This is a genomic window from uncultured Maricaulis sp. (genome assembly GCF_963975345.1).
Taxonomy (GTDB): domain Bacteria; phylum Pseudomonadota; class Alphaproteobacteria; order Caulobacterales; family Maricaulaceae; genus Maricaulis.
Genome location: NZ_CAXBGE010000007.1, coordinates 186,449 through 203,593 on the forward strand (window position 1 = coordinate 186,449; position 17,145 = coordinate 203,593).

Annotated in this window: 19 protein-coding genes; all 19 read right to left on the bottom strand. The window is 64.7% G+C overall.

The annotated features are described in order from the left end of the window. Positions 1–10 precede the first annotated feature (10 nt). On the bottom strand, positions 11–1,519 hold the full coding sequence (locus tag AAC029_RS09695) for a Do family serine endopeptidase (RefSeq protein ID WP_339746901.1): 1,509 nt from the start codon (positions 1,517–1,519) through the stop codon (positions 11–13). A 108-nt stretch (positions 1,520–1,627) separates the two neighbouring features. Then, positions 1,628–2,848: an alpha/beta fold hydrolase gene (locus AAC029_RS09700; RefSeq protein ID WP_339746903.1), complete on the bottom strand. Its 1,221-nt coding sequence runs from the start codon at positions 2,846–2,848 to the stop codon at positions 1,628–1,630. A gap of 58 nt (positions 2,849–2,906) precedes the next feature. Further along, positions 2,907–3,398, bottom strand: coding sequence for a cytochrome c maturation protein CcmE (ccmE, locus tag AAC029_RS09705; RefSeq protein WP_339746906.1), 492 nt, complete (start codon positions 3,396–3,398; stop codon positions 2,907–2,909). Continuing rightward, on the bottom strand, positions 3,398–4,054 hold the full coding sequence (locus AAC029_RS09710) for a DUF938 domain-containing protein (protein WP_339746908.1): 657 nt from the start codon (positions 4,052–4,054) through the stop codon (positions 3,398–3,400). The genes ccmE and AAC029_RS09710 overlap by 1 nt, the downstream gene beginning before the upstream one ends. A gap of 57 nt (positions 4,055–4,111) precedes the next feature. Next, entirely contained in the window at positions 4,112–5,470 is a 1,359-nt protein-coding gene (locus AAC029_RS09715) for a hypothetical protein (RefSeq protein WP_339746910.1), read from the bottom strand. Positions 5,471–5,530: 60 nt separating this feature from the next. Continuing rightward, on the bottom strand, positions 5,531–6,910 hold the full coding sequence (locus tag AAC029_RS09720) for a sensor histidine kinase (protein WP_339746912.1): 1,380 nt from the start codon (positions 6,908–6,910) through the stop codon (positions 5,531–5,533). Continuing rightward, complete coding sequence (locus AAC029_RS09725) at positions 6,907–7,584, bottom strand: response regulator transcription factor (RefSeq protein WP_339746914.1); 678 nt, start codon at positions 7,582–7,584, stop codon at positions 6,907–6,909. Before AAC029_RS09725 ends, AAC029_RS09720 begins: the two co-directional genes overlap by 4 nt. An 8-nt stretch (positions 7,585–7,592) precedes the next feature. Then, positions 7,593–7,934, bottom strand: a complete 342-nt coding sequence (locus tag AAC029_RS09730; protein WP_339746917.1) for a PepSY domain-containing protein — start codon at positions 7,932–7,934, stop codon at positions 7,593–7,595. A gap of 70 nt (positions 7,935–8,004) precedes the next feature. Beyond that, entirely contained in the window at positions 8,005–8,898 is an 894-nt protein-coding gene (locus AAC029_RS09735; protein WP_339746919.1) for a J domain-containing protein, read from the bottom strand. Positions 8,899–9,002: 104 nt separating this feature from the next. Further along, complete coding sequence (locus tag AAC029_RS09740) at positions 9,003–9,488, bottom strand: hypothetical protein (RefSeq protein ID WP_339746921.1); 486 nt, start codon at positions 9,486–9,488, stop codon at positions 9,003–9,005. A gap of 364 nt (positions 9,489–9,852) precedes the next feature. Then, a complete protein-coding gene (locus AAC029_RS09745) occupies positions 9,853–13,224 on the bottom strand; it encodes a glycoside hydrolase/phage tail family protein (RefSeq protein WP_339746923.1) in 3,372 nt (1,123 codons plus the stop codon). Between the two features lie 8 nt (positions 13,225–13,232). After that, a complete protein-coding gene (locus tag AAC029_RS09750) occupies positions 13,233–13,673 on the bottom strand; it encodes a hypothetical protein (protein ID WP_339746925.1) in 441 nt (146 codons plus the stop codon). Further along, positions 13,673–14,119: an NlpC/P60 family protein gene (locus tag AAC029_RS09755; RefSeq protein WP_339746927.1), complete on the bottom strand. Its 447-nt coding sequence runs from the start codon at positions 14,117–14,119 to the stop codon at positions 13,673–13,675. The genes AAC029_RS09750 and AAC029_RS09755 overlap by 1 nt, the downstream gene beginning before the upstream one ends. Continuing rightward, the gene (locus tag AAC029_RS09760) at positions 14,116–14,781 is read right to left on the bottom strand and encodes a DUF2163 domain-containing protein (RefSeq protein WP_339746929.1); all 666 of its coding nucleotides are present in this window, start codon (positions 14,779–14,781) and stop codon (positions 14,116–14,118) included. The genes AAC029_RS09755 and AAC029_RS09760 overlap by 4 nt, the downstream gene beginning before the upstream one ends. A gap of 263 nt (positions 14,782–15,044) precedes the next feature. After that, positions 15,045–15,668 (bottom strand): DUF2460 domain-containing protein, encoded by a 624-nt coding sequence (locus tag AAC029_RS09765; protein WP_339746931.1) that lies wholly within the window; start codon positions 15,666–15,668, stop codon positions 15,045–15,047. After that, complete coding sequence (locus AAC029_RS09770; RefSeq protein ID WP_339746933.1) at positions 15,665–16,180, bottom strand: phage tail tape measure C-terminal domain-containing protein; 516 nt, start codon at positions 16,178–16,180, stop codon at positions 15,665–15,667. Before AAC029_RS09770 ends, AAC029_RS09765 begins: the two co-directional genes overlap by 4 nt. Next, positions 16,177–16,359 carry a phage tail assembly chaperone gene (locus tag AAC029_RS09775; protein WP_339746935.1) on the bottom strand — a complete coding sequence of 61 codons (183 nt, stop codon included), beginning with the start codon at positions 16,357–16,359 and terminating at the stop codon, positions 16,177–16,179. Before AAC029_RS09775 ends, AAC029_RS09770 begins: the two co-directional genes overlap by 4 nt. Then, on the bottom strand, positions 16,356–16,619 hold the full coding sequence (locus tag AAC029_RS09780; RefSeq protein WP_339746937.1) for a GTA-gp10 family protein: 264 nt from the start codon (positions 16,617–16,619) through the stop codon (positions 16,356–16,358). Before AAC029_RS09780 ends, AAC029_RS09775 begins: the two co-directional genes overlap by 4 nt. Then, positions 16,619–17,035: a phage major tail protein, TP901-1 family gene (locus AAC029_RS09785; protein ID WP_339746939.1), complete on the bottom strand. Its 417-nt coding sequence runs from the start codon at positions 17,033–17,035 to the stop codon at positions 16,619–16,621. Before AAC029_RS09785 ends, AAC029_RS09780 begins: the two co-directional genes overlap by 1 nt. Positions 17,036–17,145 lie beyond the last annotated feature (110 nt).

A 17,145-nucleotide genomic window follows, 5' to 3' on the forward strand; every position in this document is an offset into this window, starting at 1 on the left:
CTCCTCCCGACTATTCAGCGTCGCCGAGCTGGAGCGCGATATAGCGCTGCCCGCCCTGCGTCTCGACCAGCAATAAAATGGCGCTGCGATGTCCGCCACGAGCCTCGTTGACCGCGGCTCGCAGAGCGTCGGTAGAGCCGACCACTTCACCGCCAGCCTCAAGAATAATATCGCCGCGCGACAAACCCTTGCGGGCGGCTTCGCCGCCAGGCGTCAACGTTTCGACGACCAGACCGACCGTGCCCATTGGCAGGCCACGGGCTTCGCGAACCTCATCGGTCACAGGCGTCATGCTCATGCCGAAAATTTCAACCGTGCCATCGGCCTGTTCCCGGCTCGGCAACTGGCTGAGCGCAGTATCATCAGGCCGGTCGCCCAGTTCGACGCGCAAGGTCCGCTCGTGCCCGTCACGCAGGATGCGGAACCGCACCTGGGTTCCAGCGGCGAGATCGCCAATACGGCGGGTCAAATCACGGGAGTTTTCGACGCTGTCGTCATTGACCTTGAGCACGATATCTTCGCGTTGGAAACCAGCCTGGTCGGCCGGTCCACCGGAGACGACCGAGCTGATAATCGCACCGGTAGACGCATCAAGCCCCATCGCGCTGGCGATATCCTCGGTGACATTCTGGATGCCGACACCGAGCCAGCCGCGTGACACATGGCCATTCTCGCGCAGCGAGGCGACAACACGCGCCGCAACATCAGACGGGATGGCGAAGCCGATCCCGACACTGCCGCCGGTTGGCGAGAAGATCTGCGAATTCACCCCGACGACCTTGCCGTCGAGACTGAAGGTCGGTCCGCCGGAATTGCCGCGATTGATCGGGGCGTCGATCTGGAGGAAATCATTATAGGTCGAATTGCCGATCTCGCGGCCCGTCGCCGAGATGATGCCGGCCGTCGCCGTGCCGCCGAGCCCGAAGGGATTGCCAACTGCGACGACCCAGTCGCCGACGCGGTAATGCGGCTGGTCCTCGAGAGTGACGAAAGGGAAGCTGATATCCTCATCGACCTTGAGCAGCGCCAGATCGGTCTGCGGATCGAGCCCGATCACGCGTGCCGGATAGGTCTCGCCGCCCGCCGTGCCGACCGTGATCTCGGTCGCACCGTCGACGACATGGTTATTGGTGACGAGATAGCCGTCAGCCGAAATGAAGAACCCCGAACCGAGCGATTGGCGCGGCTGGGCTGATTGCGGCGCGGCGCGACCGCCAAACTGGCGCTCCAGCCATTCGCGCATTTGCGGCGGCATGTTTTCGAGATCTGCGGTGCCACTGACGGCTTCCGGCATCGAACTGGCCTGGATCGTCACCACGGCCGGGCTGACATGCTCAATCAGATCAGCGAAGGACATCGGTGCGCCAGCCGGGATGGCGGCAGCAAAATGGGGTTCGGAAATTTCCTGCATCGCGTAGGCCGGGGCCACGGCGCGGTCGAGCAGCGATCCCGCAGCAAGCGCGGCGAGGACCAGAACTGAGACGCCGCCAAGGCGGCGCATTTTGGAAACTGACAACATGGGTAAGACAGACCTTTCTTGTTCGAGCCGGGGCCAGATTAGGCAGGTGCAAGCTGACCCCTGCGTGTCCCGAACATTACAATAACATTACAAACGGTAATTTGCCCGTCATGTTTCGCTGGACGCAATTTCTTCGCGAGTCTCGACCAGAACCGGCCCGTGAAGCGTCTTGTGGACCGGGCATTTATCGGCAATTTCCAGCAGGCGCTGGCGTTGGTCGACATCGAGATCACCTTCAAGGCGGATCGAGCGTTCAAAAATATCGATCTTGCCTTCATGCCCCTCGGCCGGCCCCTTATGGTGGCGCACGGTGACCGTGACGCGGTCCAGCGGCAAGGATTTGCGCGTCGCATACATGCGCAACGTGATCGAGGTGCAGCTCCCCAACGCGGCCTTGAGGAAATCATAAGGCGAGGGCCCGCGATCACCGCCACCGACATCGGCCGGCTCATCGGCCATCATGAGATGTGCGCCGCTGACGACATGATTCCCATACGGCCCCTCCCCGGTTTCCCGCACGACGACACCGCCCTCATCGGCCGGAGCGGGCGGCTTGGCGCGCATGTCCTCACCAATATAGCGCTGTGCCCAAGCGGCGATGACATCGGCCGCATGCGTCGCATCGGCGGGATCGCTGAGCAAATGGTCGGCGCCGTCGAGATCGAGATAGCTGCGCGAATGCCGGGCAGCGCGAAATAATCGGGTCGCATTCTCGACGCCAACGACATTGTCGGTCGGTGAATGGGCGACCAGCAAGGCTGGTTTGAGCGCCGCGACCGCGGCTTCCAGCGTGTGCCCTTCGAGATCATCGAGGAATTGCTTGCGGATGCAGAAGGGACGTCCGCCCAGCATCACCTCGGCCTCGCCCTTGCTTTCGATCTCGCCGATAGACGGATGAAAGGCGTGGCGGACATGCGAGGCATCGGCTGGAGCCGCCAGCGTCGCGATTGCCCGCACTGAAGGCAGCTGAGCCGCTGAAGCGATCACTGCCGCACCGCCGAGGCTGTGCCCGACCAACAGGGCGGGGGCTTGGTATTGCGCGGCAAGAAACTCGCCGGCCTTCACCAGGTCCTGGATATTGGAAGAAAAATTGGTGTTGGCGAAATCACCCGCTGACTGCCCCAGTCCGGTGAAATCGAATCGCAGCACCGCAAACCCGGCCTGCGCCAGGCGGCGCGAAATCCGGCTGGCGGCGTGGATATCCTTGGAACAGGAAAAACAATGGGCAAACAGCGCGTAGGCGCGCGGCGGGCCGTCGGGGAGTTCCAGCCTCGCAGCGAGCATCTCGCCCAAGGCTCCCGGAAATTCAACGCGCTCGGATTTGGCCATAAATCTCTCCCTGTCTCAGCCACACAGATAGGGAAGGCCGCCAGTAACGCCAAATCGATTACTGAGAGGGATTGGTCACGTCTTGTTGATCGACCTGTGGATCCGGGACGTCCTCATCCCCCTGCCAGACCCCGGCATCGCGCAGCGCCCGGGCCACTTCCGGCGGCATATAGCGTTCATCATGCTTGGCCAGCACGGTTTCCGCCTGGAAAACGCCATCCCCGCGGAACCGACCCTCGGCGATCACGCCCTGCCCTTCGCCGAACAGATCGGGCAGGATGCCGTGATAGATGACGGCGACACTCTCGACCCGGTCAGTGATGACAAACTGGACGCCATCGCTGGCACCGGGCCCTTCGATCGATCCTTCCAGCACCAGCCCGCCGACGCGAACCCGCTCACTCGTGGGCGGATGGTCGGCCGCGATCTCGCTAGGGCTGTAGAAGAACACCACGGCATCGCGCAGCGCAAACAGACCCAGCGAAACAGCCGCCGCCAGAACGATGCCGGCAACAGCGATAGTGGCGAGGCGGCGATTGCGATGGCGCATCAGATCGGGCTCCGGCGATCAAAGACGAGGGAGAGATTATTGGCCGGCATCTCGTGACGCTGCGGCCTCGCCCAGCCGGACGCCGCAAACAGGGCTTCGACATCGCTGCGTGCGCGCACGCCCCATGACGGGTTACGCGATTTGAGCGAGCGGTCGAACTCCAGATTGGACGCCGCCGTCGCCTCGCCTTCCAGATACGGACCGTAGAGATAGATCAACCCGTCATCCGCGATCAGCGCCTGGCTGGCATTGGCAATCGCCTCGGCGACCGTCCAAGGCGCAATATGGATCACGTTCAAACAGACCAGTGCGTCGAACCGGCCCAGCTGCTCTGCTGCTTCGGGACGTGTCAGATCAAGATCGAGAGCGGGCAGCATATTGGGTGCGGCTTCGGCGGCCCAGGCGTCTTGGCTCGCCCGCGAGGCGGCATCCGGATCGCTCGGCTGCCAGACGATATCGGGCCGGCGCTGGCACACCGCGACGGCATGCTCGCCCGTCCCGGACCCAATCTCCAGCACCCGGGCGCCGGGCGGCAGCAGGCCGGCAAGCTGATCGCCAATCGGATCGCGATTGCGCGCCGCGCTCGGCGAGAACAGCCGGGCGGCGTCTACAAGACGCGACTCGAGCGCGATCGGGGTTTTGGTCGCATCGGTCATGGGTGCGAAGTAGGGGGGAGCGGCCGCAATGGCAAGGCTGGCGCGCGCGGCGGGACGCTATGCCGCGGCAGCAACGCCGCGGCGGCGCAATAGCTCGGCCGCTTCGTCGCTGCCAGCTGCTTCGAGCAGATCAGCGACAATCGCCAACGATTCCTCGGCGCTGAGCCGACTTTGCCCCTCACTATTGGCGACCAGATCGACCAACATTTTGCCGGCACTCTGCATCCGATTTTCGACCTGCTCGTATATCCGCTTCTGGGCGCTGGCGATCGCGGCGGCATTGGCGTGTTCGCGGGCGCGGTGCAGAAAATACAACAGGCCGGTGGCGCGCTCGACAGCCGCAGTGGGCGGCAATTGGGCGGGGATCACCCGACCGCTCTTGCCGCGCCGCGGTTCGGGCAGTCCAGCGTCGAGCGCCAGCGGAACTTTTTCCATGACTTTTTCGACATTGGTTGAGGCTTCGGCCCGCAAACCAAACAGGGAGCGCCCCCAGCGGCCATCCTTACGGATGCCGAACTCCTGGACCATGCCCGTGGAATAACCGACATAGCGCTCGAATACTTTGAAATACTGCTCGGCTTCTTCGCGATTGCCCGGCGGTTGCTTGAGCTTCGCGGCGTAAAATCCGGTATCGGCCAGCACGGTATCGCCGATCGCTGCCAGTTCGGTTTTCGACACAACGAGATCGTCGGCACGGCGCCCGATCTTCTCCACGACACGGAAAATCTGCCAGGGCGATGTCAGCCGTCCCATCACGAGCAGCAAAATCCACACCGCCGATTCAGGTTCCTCGGCCATCAGGGCCTCGTGCTGGGCCCGGATATGCTCGCACAGGTCCGGATCGAGATCGTCGACCACAGCGGGGATCTCGGCCATCGAAAGGTCGATCCGCTCGCTGAATTTGAGTAGCACGATGGCGTCCTGCAGCATGGCGCGGCAATCAGGGCCGAAGCGCTTGTCGAGCGCGACCATATCTTTGGGGACACGGCCAGCCTTGGCGACGGCTTCAGCCAGCGCCGCCGCCGCTTGGGAGCGGAAATCATACCAGACCGGATCTGTGGCTGGCTTGCGGCATTTGCGCGCCTGTTCAACCAGCTCCTTGGCGATTTGTCGGCCGAGCCAACCCCACATCTTGCTGAGATCGTCCGGACTGAAGCGATATTTTGACGGTGGCACGGTGCCTGCTTCAGCCGTCAAGGGCCGCAAGGGGGCAAACAGATAGGCCTTGGCCAGATCGCCGGCCGCCTCGCCCATCAACGCTTCAAGTTCGTCGAACACGTCCAACAACAATTGGCCACTCGGGTCGGCTGCGGCCGCTGCCTTGGCCGAATTATACAACGCGCTGCGCATATGCGGCGGCATGCTGCGCCAGAGCGCCTCAAGCTGACTGCGTTGTCTCGGCGAAAGATTCGACATTCGTAAATACTGACCATGGTTAATGGACGCGAGTATTCAACAGTTCGGGTTAACGCCGCTTTAGCGTGCCGTGACTGGTAAAGTCAGCTTCACGCACAGCCCGCCAAGACCGGAGCGGGAGAGAATAACCTCGCCCTCATAAGCCTTTGCGAGATCGGACACGATGGCCAGGCCGAGACCGGAGCCAGGTGCTTTTTCATCGAGTCTCACCCCACGTTGCAAGGCCGCTTCGCACCCGGCTTCGTCCAGCCCCGGGCCATCATCTTCAATCAGGAGTTCGAGCCCGCGCTCCGTTCCCTGGCGCGCCGTCACCCGAACGCTCGACTTGGCCCATTTGCAGGCATTATCGAGCAGATTGCCGGCCATCTCCTCAAGATCCTGACGTTCACCGCGAAAATACAGGCCAGCGGCGAGTTCGGTTTCGATCGCAATCCCGCGTCGGGCATAGATTTTGGTCAGGGTGCGGGCGAGATCGCTGACGGTCGGTTCGACCTCGGTCCGCGCACCGATCGCCTTGGCATGGGCCGCCGCGCGGGCCCGCCTCAAATGATGGTCGACCTGCTCGGCCATGATCGCGGTCTGCCGGCCGACCAGATCGCCAAATCCGCCCCCCGCTTCGCGTGCCTCATTGGTCAGCACCGCAATCGGCGTCTTCAGTGCATGCGCCAGATTGCCGACATGGGTGCGCGAGCGCTCAACCAGCTCACGCGAATGATCGAGCATCGCATTGAGTTCGTCGGCCAGCGGTTGCAGCTCGATGGGAAACTGTCCATCGACGCGTTCGCTGCGCCCTTCACGGACATCGGCAATATTATTACGCATCCGAAGAACAGGCGCCAGACCGATTCGAACCTGAAAGAAGACACCCGCCGCAATCGCCGCCGCAAAGCCCAATAACAACACGGCCGACGTGATGGCAAAATTGCGAACTTCGCGATCCGCTGGCCGCCGGTCTTCGCCGGCCATCATGATCACAACCTGATCACGGTCGGGCAGCAGCACGGCTTGCGCGACGACGCGCAAGGGTTCGCCGGCCGGCCCCTTGGCCCGGCCGGTGACGATCTGACCGGGCGACGCCTGGGCGCGATTGCGCAATCCCTGGGACGCGGCCAGCGTCTCGTCCCACAAGGAGCGCGATACGATCAAGATACTGTCTTCGCCACTCTGGGCGGCGTCGACGATTTGCCAATAGCGGCCGGAGAAGACGCGGCCATAGGAGGGGTCGGAGGGGCGTCGCGCCAGGGCCACTTCACCGGTGGCGTCAGTCTCGGCCGCTGCGACCAAGGCGCCGACGATGCTGGTCAGCCTGTCATCCAGCGTGCCAATGACCGAGCGTTGATACATCGTCGTCAGCGCAATCGCGCCAACCAGTAGCAACGCCAAAGCCCAAGCGGCCGCGCCCGCAAACAGCCGGAAGGCGAGGGAGACGCGCGAGCTCACGAGACGGGCGGCGACACCGGTTCGACCAGGCGATAACCGAGGCCGCGAACCGTTTCAATCCGGTCCTGTCCGATTTTCTTGCGCAGGCGCCCGACAAAGACCTCGATCGTATTGCTGTCGCGGTCAAAGTCCTGGTCGTAAATATGCTCGACCAGCTCGGTGCGCGAGATGACGCGGTCCTGGTGGTGGGCCAGATAGCTCAGCATGCGGAATTCATGTGAAGTGACTTTCACCGGGCCACCATCGATGAAGACCCGCGCACCGCGCGTATCGATCGACAGGCCGCCGCATTCAATCGTCGAGGTCGAGTGGCCAGCCGCACGCCGGGTCAACGCCCGCAGCCGCGCCAGCAATTCCTCGGTGTGGAAAGGCTTGGTCAGATAATCATCGGCCCCGGCATCGAAACCGGCGACTTTTTCGCTCCAGCGGTCACGCGCCGTCAGGATCAGCACCGGGAAATCGCGGCCATCATTGCGCCAGCGCTCCAGAACACTCACCCCGTCCAGCTTGGGCAGACCGAGATCGAGCACCACGACATCATAGGGCTCGGTATCGCCGAGGAAATGGCCGTCCTCGCCGTCGAGCGCCGTGTCGACTGCGTAGCCGGTGTCTTCAAGCGCCCGGCAGAGCTGGCGATTGAGGTCCGGGTCGTCTTCAATGATCAGAGCGCGCATGATTTTTCCTATCGTTCCGACAGTATAGCGCCCGTACGGGCGTCTGCCACTACATCGATCCGGCGGCCATCGGCGGTCAGTATCTTGACGATATAGCGCGGCTGGCTGCCGCCCTCGAGTTCAGCATCAAGCACTTCCGCGTTGGGATAAAGCCGCCGCACATCGCCGATTACACGGATCGCCGGGACCAAATTGCCCTGCTCGCGCTGAACGCGGGCTTCGCCCGGCGTATAGCGGTCGCGCACATCGCGGCCCTGGGCCATTTCCAGGCCCGCCGCTTCGGCGTGCGTTACAGCGGGCACACCCAAGAGGGTGAAGGCTGCAGCAATTATGATCAGTGTTCTCAACATGGCACTCTATGTGACGCAGCCGCCCTGAACCCGGGCTGAACGACTGCCTTATCCTGCACTCATCTTCACACTACAGCCCTTTGCGCGGATCATAGCCCGAAGCCGGCGTCCAGGTCTGCAAAAACGCACGTAGCGCCTCATCGCCCGGCGGCAGCGCCACGACCAGCCGGACGATCTGATCGCCGCGCTTGCCCTTGCCACTGGCAAATCCCTTGCCACGCAGACGCAGCAGACTGCCACTGCTCGAGCCCGGCGGCACCTGCAGATCGACCGGACCGTCAATCGTCGGCACCCGCACTTTTGCGCCCAGCACCGCTTCCTTCAACGTCACCGGCAATTCCAGCCGGACATCATCGCCTTCGCGCGAAAAATGCCGGTGGTCGGCAATCTTGATCTCGATCAGTGCATCACCGGCTTGGCCACCCCCCGGCGGCGTCTCGCCCTGGCCGCGCAGCCGCAGCACCTGACCATCCGCCGCGCCAGATGGCACCGCGACCTCGACCGCCCGGCCGCCGGGCAGCTTCACCCGGTGCTTGCCGCCGCTCGCGGCTGCGAGGAAATCAATCGTCAGGGTCTGGCGCACATCGGCTCCCTTGTGTGGTGCCTCGCGGGTCTGGGCGGTGAACAGGTCGGAGAAAATATCGTCGAAGCCGCGATTGGTCTGCCGTGTCTGGCGAAAATTGAACGGTCCGCGCGCACCGCCGCCCATGCCCGCTCCCATACCATGGCCTGCACCCATACCGGGCCCGAAACCGGCGCGCTGGCCGGCATCATATTCGGCCCGCTTTTTCGGGTCAGACAGGGTTTTGAACGCCTGGGAGACGTTCTTGAAACGCTCTTCGGCCGCCTTGTTGTCGGGATTGGCGTCGGGGTGCAACGCCTTGGCCAATTTGCGATAGGCCTTGCGGATTTCGTCCGCCGTCGCCGTCTTCGCCACACCAAGGATTTTATATGGATCGTCCATGCCCACGCCATCAGCTTCGATCAGTGATCATGTAAGGGGCTTTGGCGCAGATCGCAAAGCACCGCTCACAGGCGCAGACGGCGGGAAATAGGGTCGAGGGCGAGCTATGCGCCAGTCATCCCTTTGGCCAAGCTTTCATTGAGCGATTTTATCAACGCGGCCTGCGCCACCATGGATGCGTCGAGCTCGCCCCTGTTGTGGAGCCAAACAGCGACTTCATGCCAATCATAAAGCGGGCTGCTGGTGGTAAAGCGCGCGACCGGGTGCGGGAAACCGGATCCGCGCTTGCCTAGGGCGTAGAGCGAGGGCGCCGCGCGCGACAGACCGGCACGTTCCGCAATCTCCGAAAGGCTGACCAGACAATCCGGCTCAACCCGCTCGATTTCAGCCCCCGTTTCGCAAACGTTTGCCAAGGCGGATTTGATGGCGTCTTCAAACGAGGCCGCCGCCCGGCAAAAAGCGAGGACATAAACGCCGCGTGTAAAAGCAATCGTGGCGTCGTCGCAGCCGGCCTCGAAGAAGCGGTCAATGCAGGCATCACTGTCAGGCTCAAGGCCGGACGCGATAATCGAGAATTCAAATTCACGCATCTACGCCTCCCGGCTTTGCGTGCCCGCATTTCTGGCCCAGTCGCCGGATGTGTCTGGCGTGATGCTCGGGCACTTTCGGTGTCGACCATATGTAAATCGTGCAGCCGGTCGCATCGTGTCGGGGACAGAGAAGCCTGCCCCAGGCATGCGCGCTCTTCCCGGTTGGTTCACAGACCCATCCCTGGGCCTCCAACTCGCCCAGAGCGGCCTCTATTGCCTTGTTGGGATGGCGCGGCCGCCTAGCCATCTGTCCAACCAGATATGCGCGATGTGTTTACAGTTGTCAACAATTTGATCTCCGACGACCAACACTAGTGTGTTCTCATATCACAACCTATGAGAGAATACATCGATGAACTGGGCCTCACAGCGCCAAGCTGCAACGCACCCAGCGCCCCGGCCCGGTCTGGGCTGAGATCTGCGCCACGCGCAGGTCGAGCGTCGGCGGCAGGCTTCCGAGCAGAGCCGTCAGATCGGCTTCGGTGATTGACCATTCCGGTGCCGTCGTCTCGACGGCCAAGACCGCCACATCATCGAGCAGGAGCTCCACCGCGTAGCGCTCCACCGCCTCGCCCAGTGGCACGTCGGCGGCGCGCCAGTCATCACCGCCGGTCCGCGTCCGGCGTATCCAGTTCACGGTTACCATGCCGCCAGCCCGCCGGGCGCTGACATGCACCGGTGCGAAGGGCCACAGATCGCGTTGCTCGCCCGTCACCGCCAGCGCCCCGGACTGGCTATCGTCCGCGGTGAGGCCGGACGCGACCGCGCGAACGCTCAGCGCGTTGCCGAATTCATGCTCGAGCAGGGGGAGAACGGCAAGCGCCTCGTCGAGCACAACACAGGCCGCACCGGCCAGCGCCCCATCGGCAAGCGTGCCACCCTGCCCGCGCAATAGACCTGAGAGGCGGTAGCGACGAACACCGGTCAGATCAGCGCTGGCGAACTGCACGACCTCCCAGTCATCATCACCGCGTGACACCGCCAGCCTGTTGGCACCGTTGAGCACGGCATCGCGTGTTGTGCTCGCCAATTCGCCGCCAGAGAGCTCGATCTCGACGCTGGCCGCCTCATCCCAATAGCCGGCTGGTCCCGGCGACAGATCACCAAGCAGCACCCCGAGCCGCGCCGGACGCCGCAGCTGGCAGCGCCGCTCCCGGCCACCCGCGACCTCGACAAACACATCCAGCACGCCCGGCCAGGGATCAGCGAAACCGGCCAGCAGGACACCGCCGCGCGGGCCGGCTTCCTGGCCGTTCAGCGGCAGGTCGAGCGCGATCAGCTGCGGCTGGGCCGGCGGCTGTAGCGCCGGCGTGCCCGCCCCCGCTGTCGAGCCTTGCCAGACACCGGCGCGAGCCCGTGGGGGCCGCAATCCGGCTTGCCGCGCGGTACCGCCATCCAGCGTCTCGGCACGCCAGAGCTGGCCGTCCAGGCTCACCCCATCGCCCGCTTCCAGCGCCAGCGCGGAGGGCGGCAGGTGCACAGCGAGCGAACCGGGGCGCGCCTCCAGCTCCGCCAAGGCGTCAATGCACCAGTCGCGTGCCAGCGACGGATCGGCCAGTACGGGTGCCGACAGGGCCGCCGCCTGCACGGTCTCAAACAGCCCTCGCGCGACAGCGTGACCGGGTCGGTATTCGGCGGCATCATCAATGAAATCGAGACTGAGTTCGCGCGGGCTATCGAAGACGGCCGGGTCGAGGCGTTCAATCGCCGGGCCCTGCTCCGGCTGCACCGGTTCGGCCAGCATCAGCTGCGCCATCGGCGTATCGGCGGAGGCGAAATGCAAAGCAGCAGCGCGCGGCAGGGCATCAATCCCGAGCACCTGGACCAGCGGTTCCAGCGCCGCGCGGGCCGTCACCGGTTGTGGCAGGACATAGCCCGAGATCAGATCATTCACAGCCGAAACATCGAGCTCCGCCAGCCCCGCCGCCACGCAGGTGTCCGCGATGATCGCCGACACCGGCACCAGACCGGCGCGACCATTGAGCCAATGCCCCAGCGTCCAATTGGCACCGTCGGCCCAGACATCGCTGCGCGCCGGAAAGTCTGGCCAGGGCCGCGCATCCCAAGCCCAGACATGGATGCGCCCCGGCGTCACCATCGGGCCGCCATAGACGGCGGAGACCGGATTGGCGTCTTCATCGCCCGACCAATGCCCGAGCATCGTCTCGAGATAACGCCGCTGCACCAGATCATCGCGCGCACCATCCGAGAACCAGGGCAGATGACTCTCCGAGCTCTTCGGATCGACGAAGACATTGGGCTGATTGCTGCCCCTGTTCACGGCTGGACAGCCGACTTCCGTCAACCAGATCGGCTTGGACTGGGCCACCCAGCCCGTCGCGGTTTCCAAACGCACGCCGCCGGGCCGGTCATGATGCGGCTGGGTCCACCAGCTGACCAGATCCTTGTAACGCCAGACCCAGTCCTCGCCATAGGCGCCATCGATGATCGGCGTGCGGGTCTGGGCGATGCGATCCGCTTCGGATGCGTAATACCAGTCGAAGCCTTCACCGGCGGTCATGTTGGCTGCGAGATAGGCCCGGTCATGCGGACCTGAGCCGAGCGCGGCATCGAGCTGTTCCGCCCCGTCGCGCCAGTCGGAGAGCGGCACATACCAGTCGATCGCCACCGCATCGATCGCCGCATCGCTCCACAGCGGATCGAGATGGAAGAGCCGCACGCCGCCGCCCGGCTGGTGACCGGAATACTCCGTCCAGTCAGCAGCATAAGAGATCTGCGTCGCAGGTCCCAGCAAGGTCCGCGCCTGACCCGCCAGCGTCTTCAGCGCAGCCACTGCGGGATAGCTGCCGCCAGCCCCGCGAACCGTCGTCAGCCCGACCAGTTCCGAGCCGATCAGAAAGCCATCGACCCCGCCCGCCGCCTGGGCCAAAGCCGCGCAATGCAGGATGAAACGGTTGAGCCCCCATTCGGCCGGCCCGGAATAGCTCACCGCCCCGCCGGAGACGGCATAATCGCTCGCCGTCGCGGTGCCGAGAAACGACGCGACTTGCGCCTCGGCGGCTGCGCTCTCGTCGACCGTGCCCGCAACCCCCGGCGCCGGATGGCAACTGATACGACCGCGCCAGGGAAATACCGCCTGCTCAGCCTCGCCCCATGGGTCGGGCCGGCCATTGCCGGCGGGGATATCCATCAGGATGAAGGGGTAGAGCGTCACGGAGAAGCCGCGCGCCTTGAGCTCGGCGATGGCGGCGATGATGCTGGCATCGTCCGGCGTGCCGCCATAGACGGGCCGGCCATCGACGCCGCTGATCAGATAAGCAGAAGCGCGGTCCTCGCCCGCGACCGACCAGACGAGCGGCCGTGTAACCTTGTCGCGCGTCTCGACGCCGGGACGGATCTGGCAGACACCGCAGCGCAAATCATCGCCGAACCAGGACACCACCAGCTGTACCGAACGGCATTGCGGCAAATCGCGCTCCAGATCGTCAATCGCAGCGATGAAATCACTGACGCCGCGCCCACTATTACGGTTCTCCGCCCGTTCACGCCCCGGCCCGAGCACGCGCATCACCGCCTCTGGCGCATAGGCAAATTCACCCGAGCCGGGGATCAGATTGACGCCGGCGACCCGGTCCTCCAGCTGCATGCCATCGCGCACCGGGCGGAAGATCTCGAAAGACAGATTGGGAATGCGGTGGCCGAACTCATCCAGCGGCAAATCCTCGAACACGACATAGGCCGTGCCGCGAAAGGCGGGTGCATCGCCGGCCTCCACCGCCTCGATCAGCGCATCCGGCAGCTGAGCGAGCCGGGATAGACCCGCATCGCCAGCGCCGCCGTGTCGAGCAAAGCCCCATTGGCCCAGACGCGCCCAATCCCGGCAATCTCGCCCTCACACAGCCCGACCGCGAAACTGATCGAATAGCTGTAATCGACCTGGCTCGGCCCGCCACCCTTGCCACCGCTCGACGTCTTGACCGCATGCTCGAGATAGCGCGAGGCCCAGATCACCTGACCGGCGATGCGCGCCCGCCCCCAGATCCGCGCCATCGGTGCCCCATCAGTCGAGGTCTGGATCGGGATTTCCGGCAGGCGCGGGCCTTCGCGGCGACCGCCGATCAGTGCGTTGACCGCCAAATTCGCCGCCGCATTGGCCAGCGCCGGCGCCGCCGCCTGCAAGGTCGAGAGCGCGGCGCGCCCGGCCGTCATCACCAATTGCGCCATCAGCTTGCCCCCTGCGGAAAGGCAAAGGCCGCCACCATCCGCCTCTGCCACCAGTGCGACAGCGAGGTCTCGGCCACGGCGCGGCCCCAATAGGCGTGGATGATCCCGGTCGGACCCGAGACGATGGCGCAATGCTTGGCCGGGCCTTTCAGATCGGGCCGGAACAACAGCACATCGCCCGGCTTCACGGCGCGAATATCGATCTCGACCAGATGCCGCATCGCCGCATCGAGCAGGGTTTCACTGCCGCAGCGCTCGGCCCAGTCCGGCGTATAGGGCGGCGGCGCTTCCGGCTCCTCGCCATAGAGCGCCCGCCAGATGCCACGCACCAGCCCCAGACAGTCACACCCCGCACCGAGACAACTGCCCTGGTGACGATAAGGCGTGCCGATCCAGCGCCGCGCCTCGATCAGCACGCGGCTGCGCAATTTCATTGTCCGTTTCACGAGTTCAGTCCTCTCGACCCGCCATCGCGGATCGCTTCGCTGGCGGCTGAGGCCTGCAACACGTCATTGCCGACCATGTGCGGGAAGCCGCGGAAATTGATGATGTTGGCGAAGCGGGCGCGGCAGGTGGCAAAGCGCCGGTCGCAACCGCTGGCAAAGTCCGGGTGATCCGGCGAAACGCCGCAACGCGCATCGCCCAGCGACGCGTCGCAGCGCCGCGTAAACACACGCCCCGTCACCCGCTCCAGCCGATGCGCCAGCCCCAGGAGCTCGGCCTCAAACCGCCCATCCCGCCGCCTCACCTCGCCCAGCTCGCCCACCGAGACCAGCACGCGCAAATCCGTGTCCGTCCAGTCCACCCGCCAGCACTCGACCCGCGCCGCGCCCCAAAGCCCCGCCGCCAGATCCGCCTCGGTCAGCACGGCGTCATCCAGCGCCCCCGCGAGATCGGCCTGCGCCGGCGCCAGCCCCAGCGCCGCCTCAATATCGGCACCGCCAAAGCCACTGCCCGCGCGGTAGGTGTGCCCGTCGAAGACGAGGTCGCGATCATGATCGGTAAAGCCGAACACGGCGGTATCCGCGCGCGTCACGCTCCAGCACCAGGCATGGGTCGTCACGCCGGCATCGAGGGATGCCTGCATTGCAGGTGGGATGGAGAGCATGAGGTTAGACCTTCAATGGCCATTCCCTTGTCATCCCTGACGGATGCCCGGACGCGAAGCGATCCGGGCGGAGATCAGGGACCCAGACCCGGCATCGCTGATCCAGCTTGGTGAAGGGCAAAATTTCACCGCCAGCCTGCTGACGCTCCAAGCGTCGGGCGTCTGGGTCCCTGATCTGCGGCCCGATCAAGTCGGGCCATCCGTCAGGGATGACAAGAATTTGGTTTTGTTAGAGAAAATTCCGGAGAGAGAACGCGGGGCGGCTACAACTTCAATTCCACCAGCGGCACACTGGGCGCATCACCGGCCCCAACCGCATCCAGCGCGATATCCAGCCGGTCGGTGTCGAAGCGCACAGCGCAATCAAAAGCGAAACCGGCGGTGATCTCGGCACCTTCAACAGGCGGCACCGCGAAGCTCACCAGCCCCGTAGCGTGATCAACGGCCACCGCCGCCGCCACCCCGTCGACCGCGACGGCCACGGTCTCGGCAACCGGCTTGGCAATCGTCCGCGTCCAGCTCTCACCGCCGCTGGCATAATGCTTCACCAGCTGGAACTCCGTCGCCACGCCATCGCCCGTCCCGATCAGCTGATCCAGCGCGCCCGGCACCTGTGACGGCGCACAAGACCGGTTATCAATCGGGTCGCGAAAGCGAAAACCGTGCAGCCGGCCACGCCGCGCCTCGAAGAAGGCGATCAGGGTGTGGAGGTCGTCGAGCGATTTGACGCCCGGGCCGGCATCCCAGTGGCGGACACTATCGGCCCAGGGCGAACTACGTTCCTCGCGGCCGGACAGGAGGGTGACGATTTCGGTGCGTCTTTGCGGGCCGCCGACTGCGCCGATGGCGACGGCGAAGGGGAAGCGGATATCGTGAAAAGCGGTCATAGATGGCGGCTCCCTTTAGCCACGGCGCGGGCGATGGCGCGGGAGATCCGCGCCGGTGATTGCTCGGCAGTGCGTTGGTCGCTGCCCGGCCCCAGCGTGAGATTGACGGTGATATTCGGTGCACCGCCGCCGATGTTGCCAGCGCCCGGCGGCGTGAAGAGTTCCGGTCCGCGCTCGCCGACCAGATAGGCCCCGCCCGGCGTCACCGGCCCGCCATCAGCGCGGGCGCCGAAGAAGGGCATGTTGGAGATCGCCGATTGGATCGCGCCGGAGAGCGGCTTTTCGATCAATTGCTCTGCGGCGAGCCGCGCCATGTCGCGCAAAATGCTTTCCGTCAGCCGCGAGAAGCTCGTCTCGCCAGAGCGGGCGGCGCGCTCGAAGGCGTGCTCGATGCTCTCCCCGGTGCGCGCAAAAGCGGCCTCGATGGCTTGGCTGGCCCGCGTAGCGGGGCCATCGGCGAGCGCGTCCAGGGCTTGGCCGGCCTTGTCGGTCTGGTCATTGATATCGCTCATGGGGTTTTGTCCGGATAATCAGCCATCAGGATTTGCAGCGCCCGGCGGCTCAGCGGCCGCGCATCGGCGGAGCCGACCACGGCGCGCCATTCGATCAGGCTCAGGCGCCAGAAGGCGGCCGGTGCTATCCCCAGCCGAGATGCGGCGCGCAGGGCGGCGGTCCAGTCGGGCCGGCTCATAGCGCCGTCTCGAAACAGGTCGAGATCGCCGCCGCAGCGGCGAGCGGATCAATCGGCGCCGCGCGCAATTGCGCCTCGGTGATGGTCGAGCCGCCGCCGCGCAGCAACACGCCCAGCACGGTCACCAGATTGCGGGCATCGACCCTCACCCCGTCCTCGAACAGCGCCTCGATCTCGGCCAGGGCGCCGAGGGTCAGGCATAAAGTGTGGGCGACGCCGCCGATATCGAGCGTGGTTTCGCCGCGTGCGCGATTGGCCATCACAGCGCTCCAAAGCTCAAGGCGCCAGCCGAAGCCAGCGTCATCGACCAAGCCGCCTCGCCATCATGGCGTCCGGAATAATCCAGCGCCGCGACGAGAAACGCGCCCTCGATCGTGCCGAAATCCGGGATGATCAATTGCCAGTCCCGCGCCGCCTGGTCGAAGAAGGCCTGCCTGACCTGTGCATCGCTGGCAGCATCGACAAACACGCCGGCACCAGAGACCGAGCAGGTCTTCACCCCCGCCCCCGCCAGCAATTCGCGCCAGCCTTCCGGACTGTCCGCCGTTGTGACATCGATGCTGCGGGCATTGAGCGAGATGGTCTTCATCCGCAGACCAGCGGCCGCCGCAAAGCTCTGCGGATCGCCGCCATCGCCGATTTTCAGGAGAATGTCCTTGCCGGACTGGATGGTCATGGGTTGGTCCTCCGGGGGTTGATTGGGAATTCAAAAAACTCAAAAACAAACACAAACACCTCTTCCCCCGGCCTTGTGCCGGGGCCTGCCGGAGCAGTGAGAGAAATCAC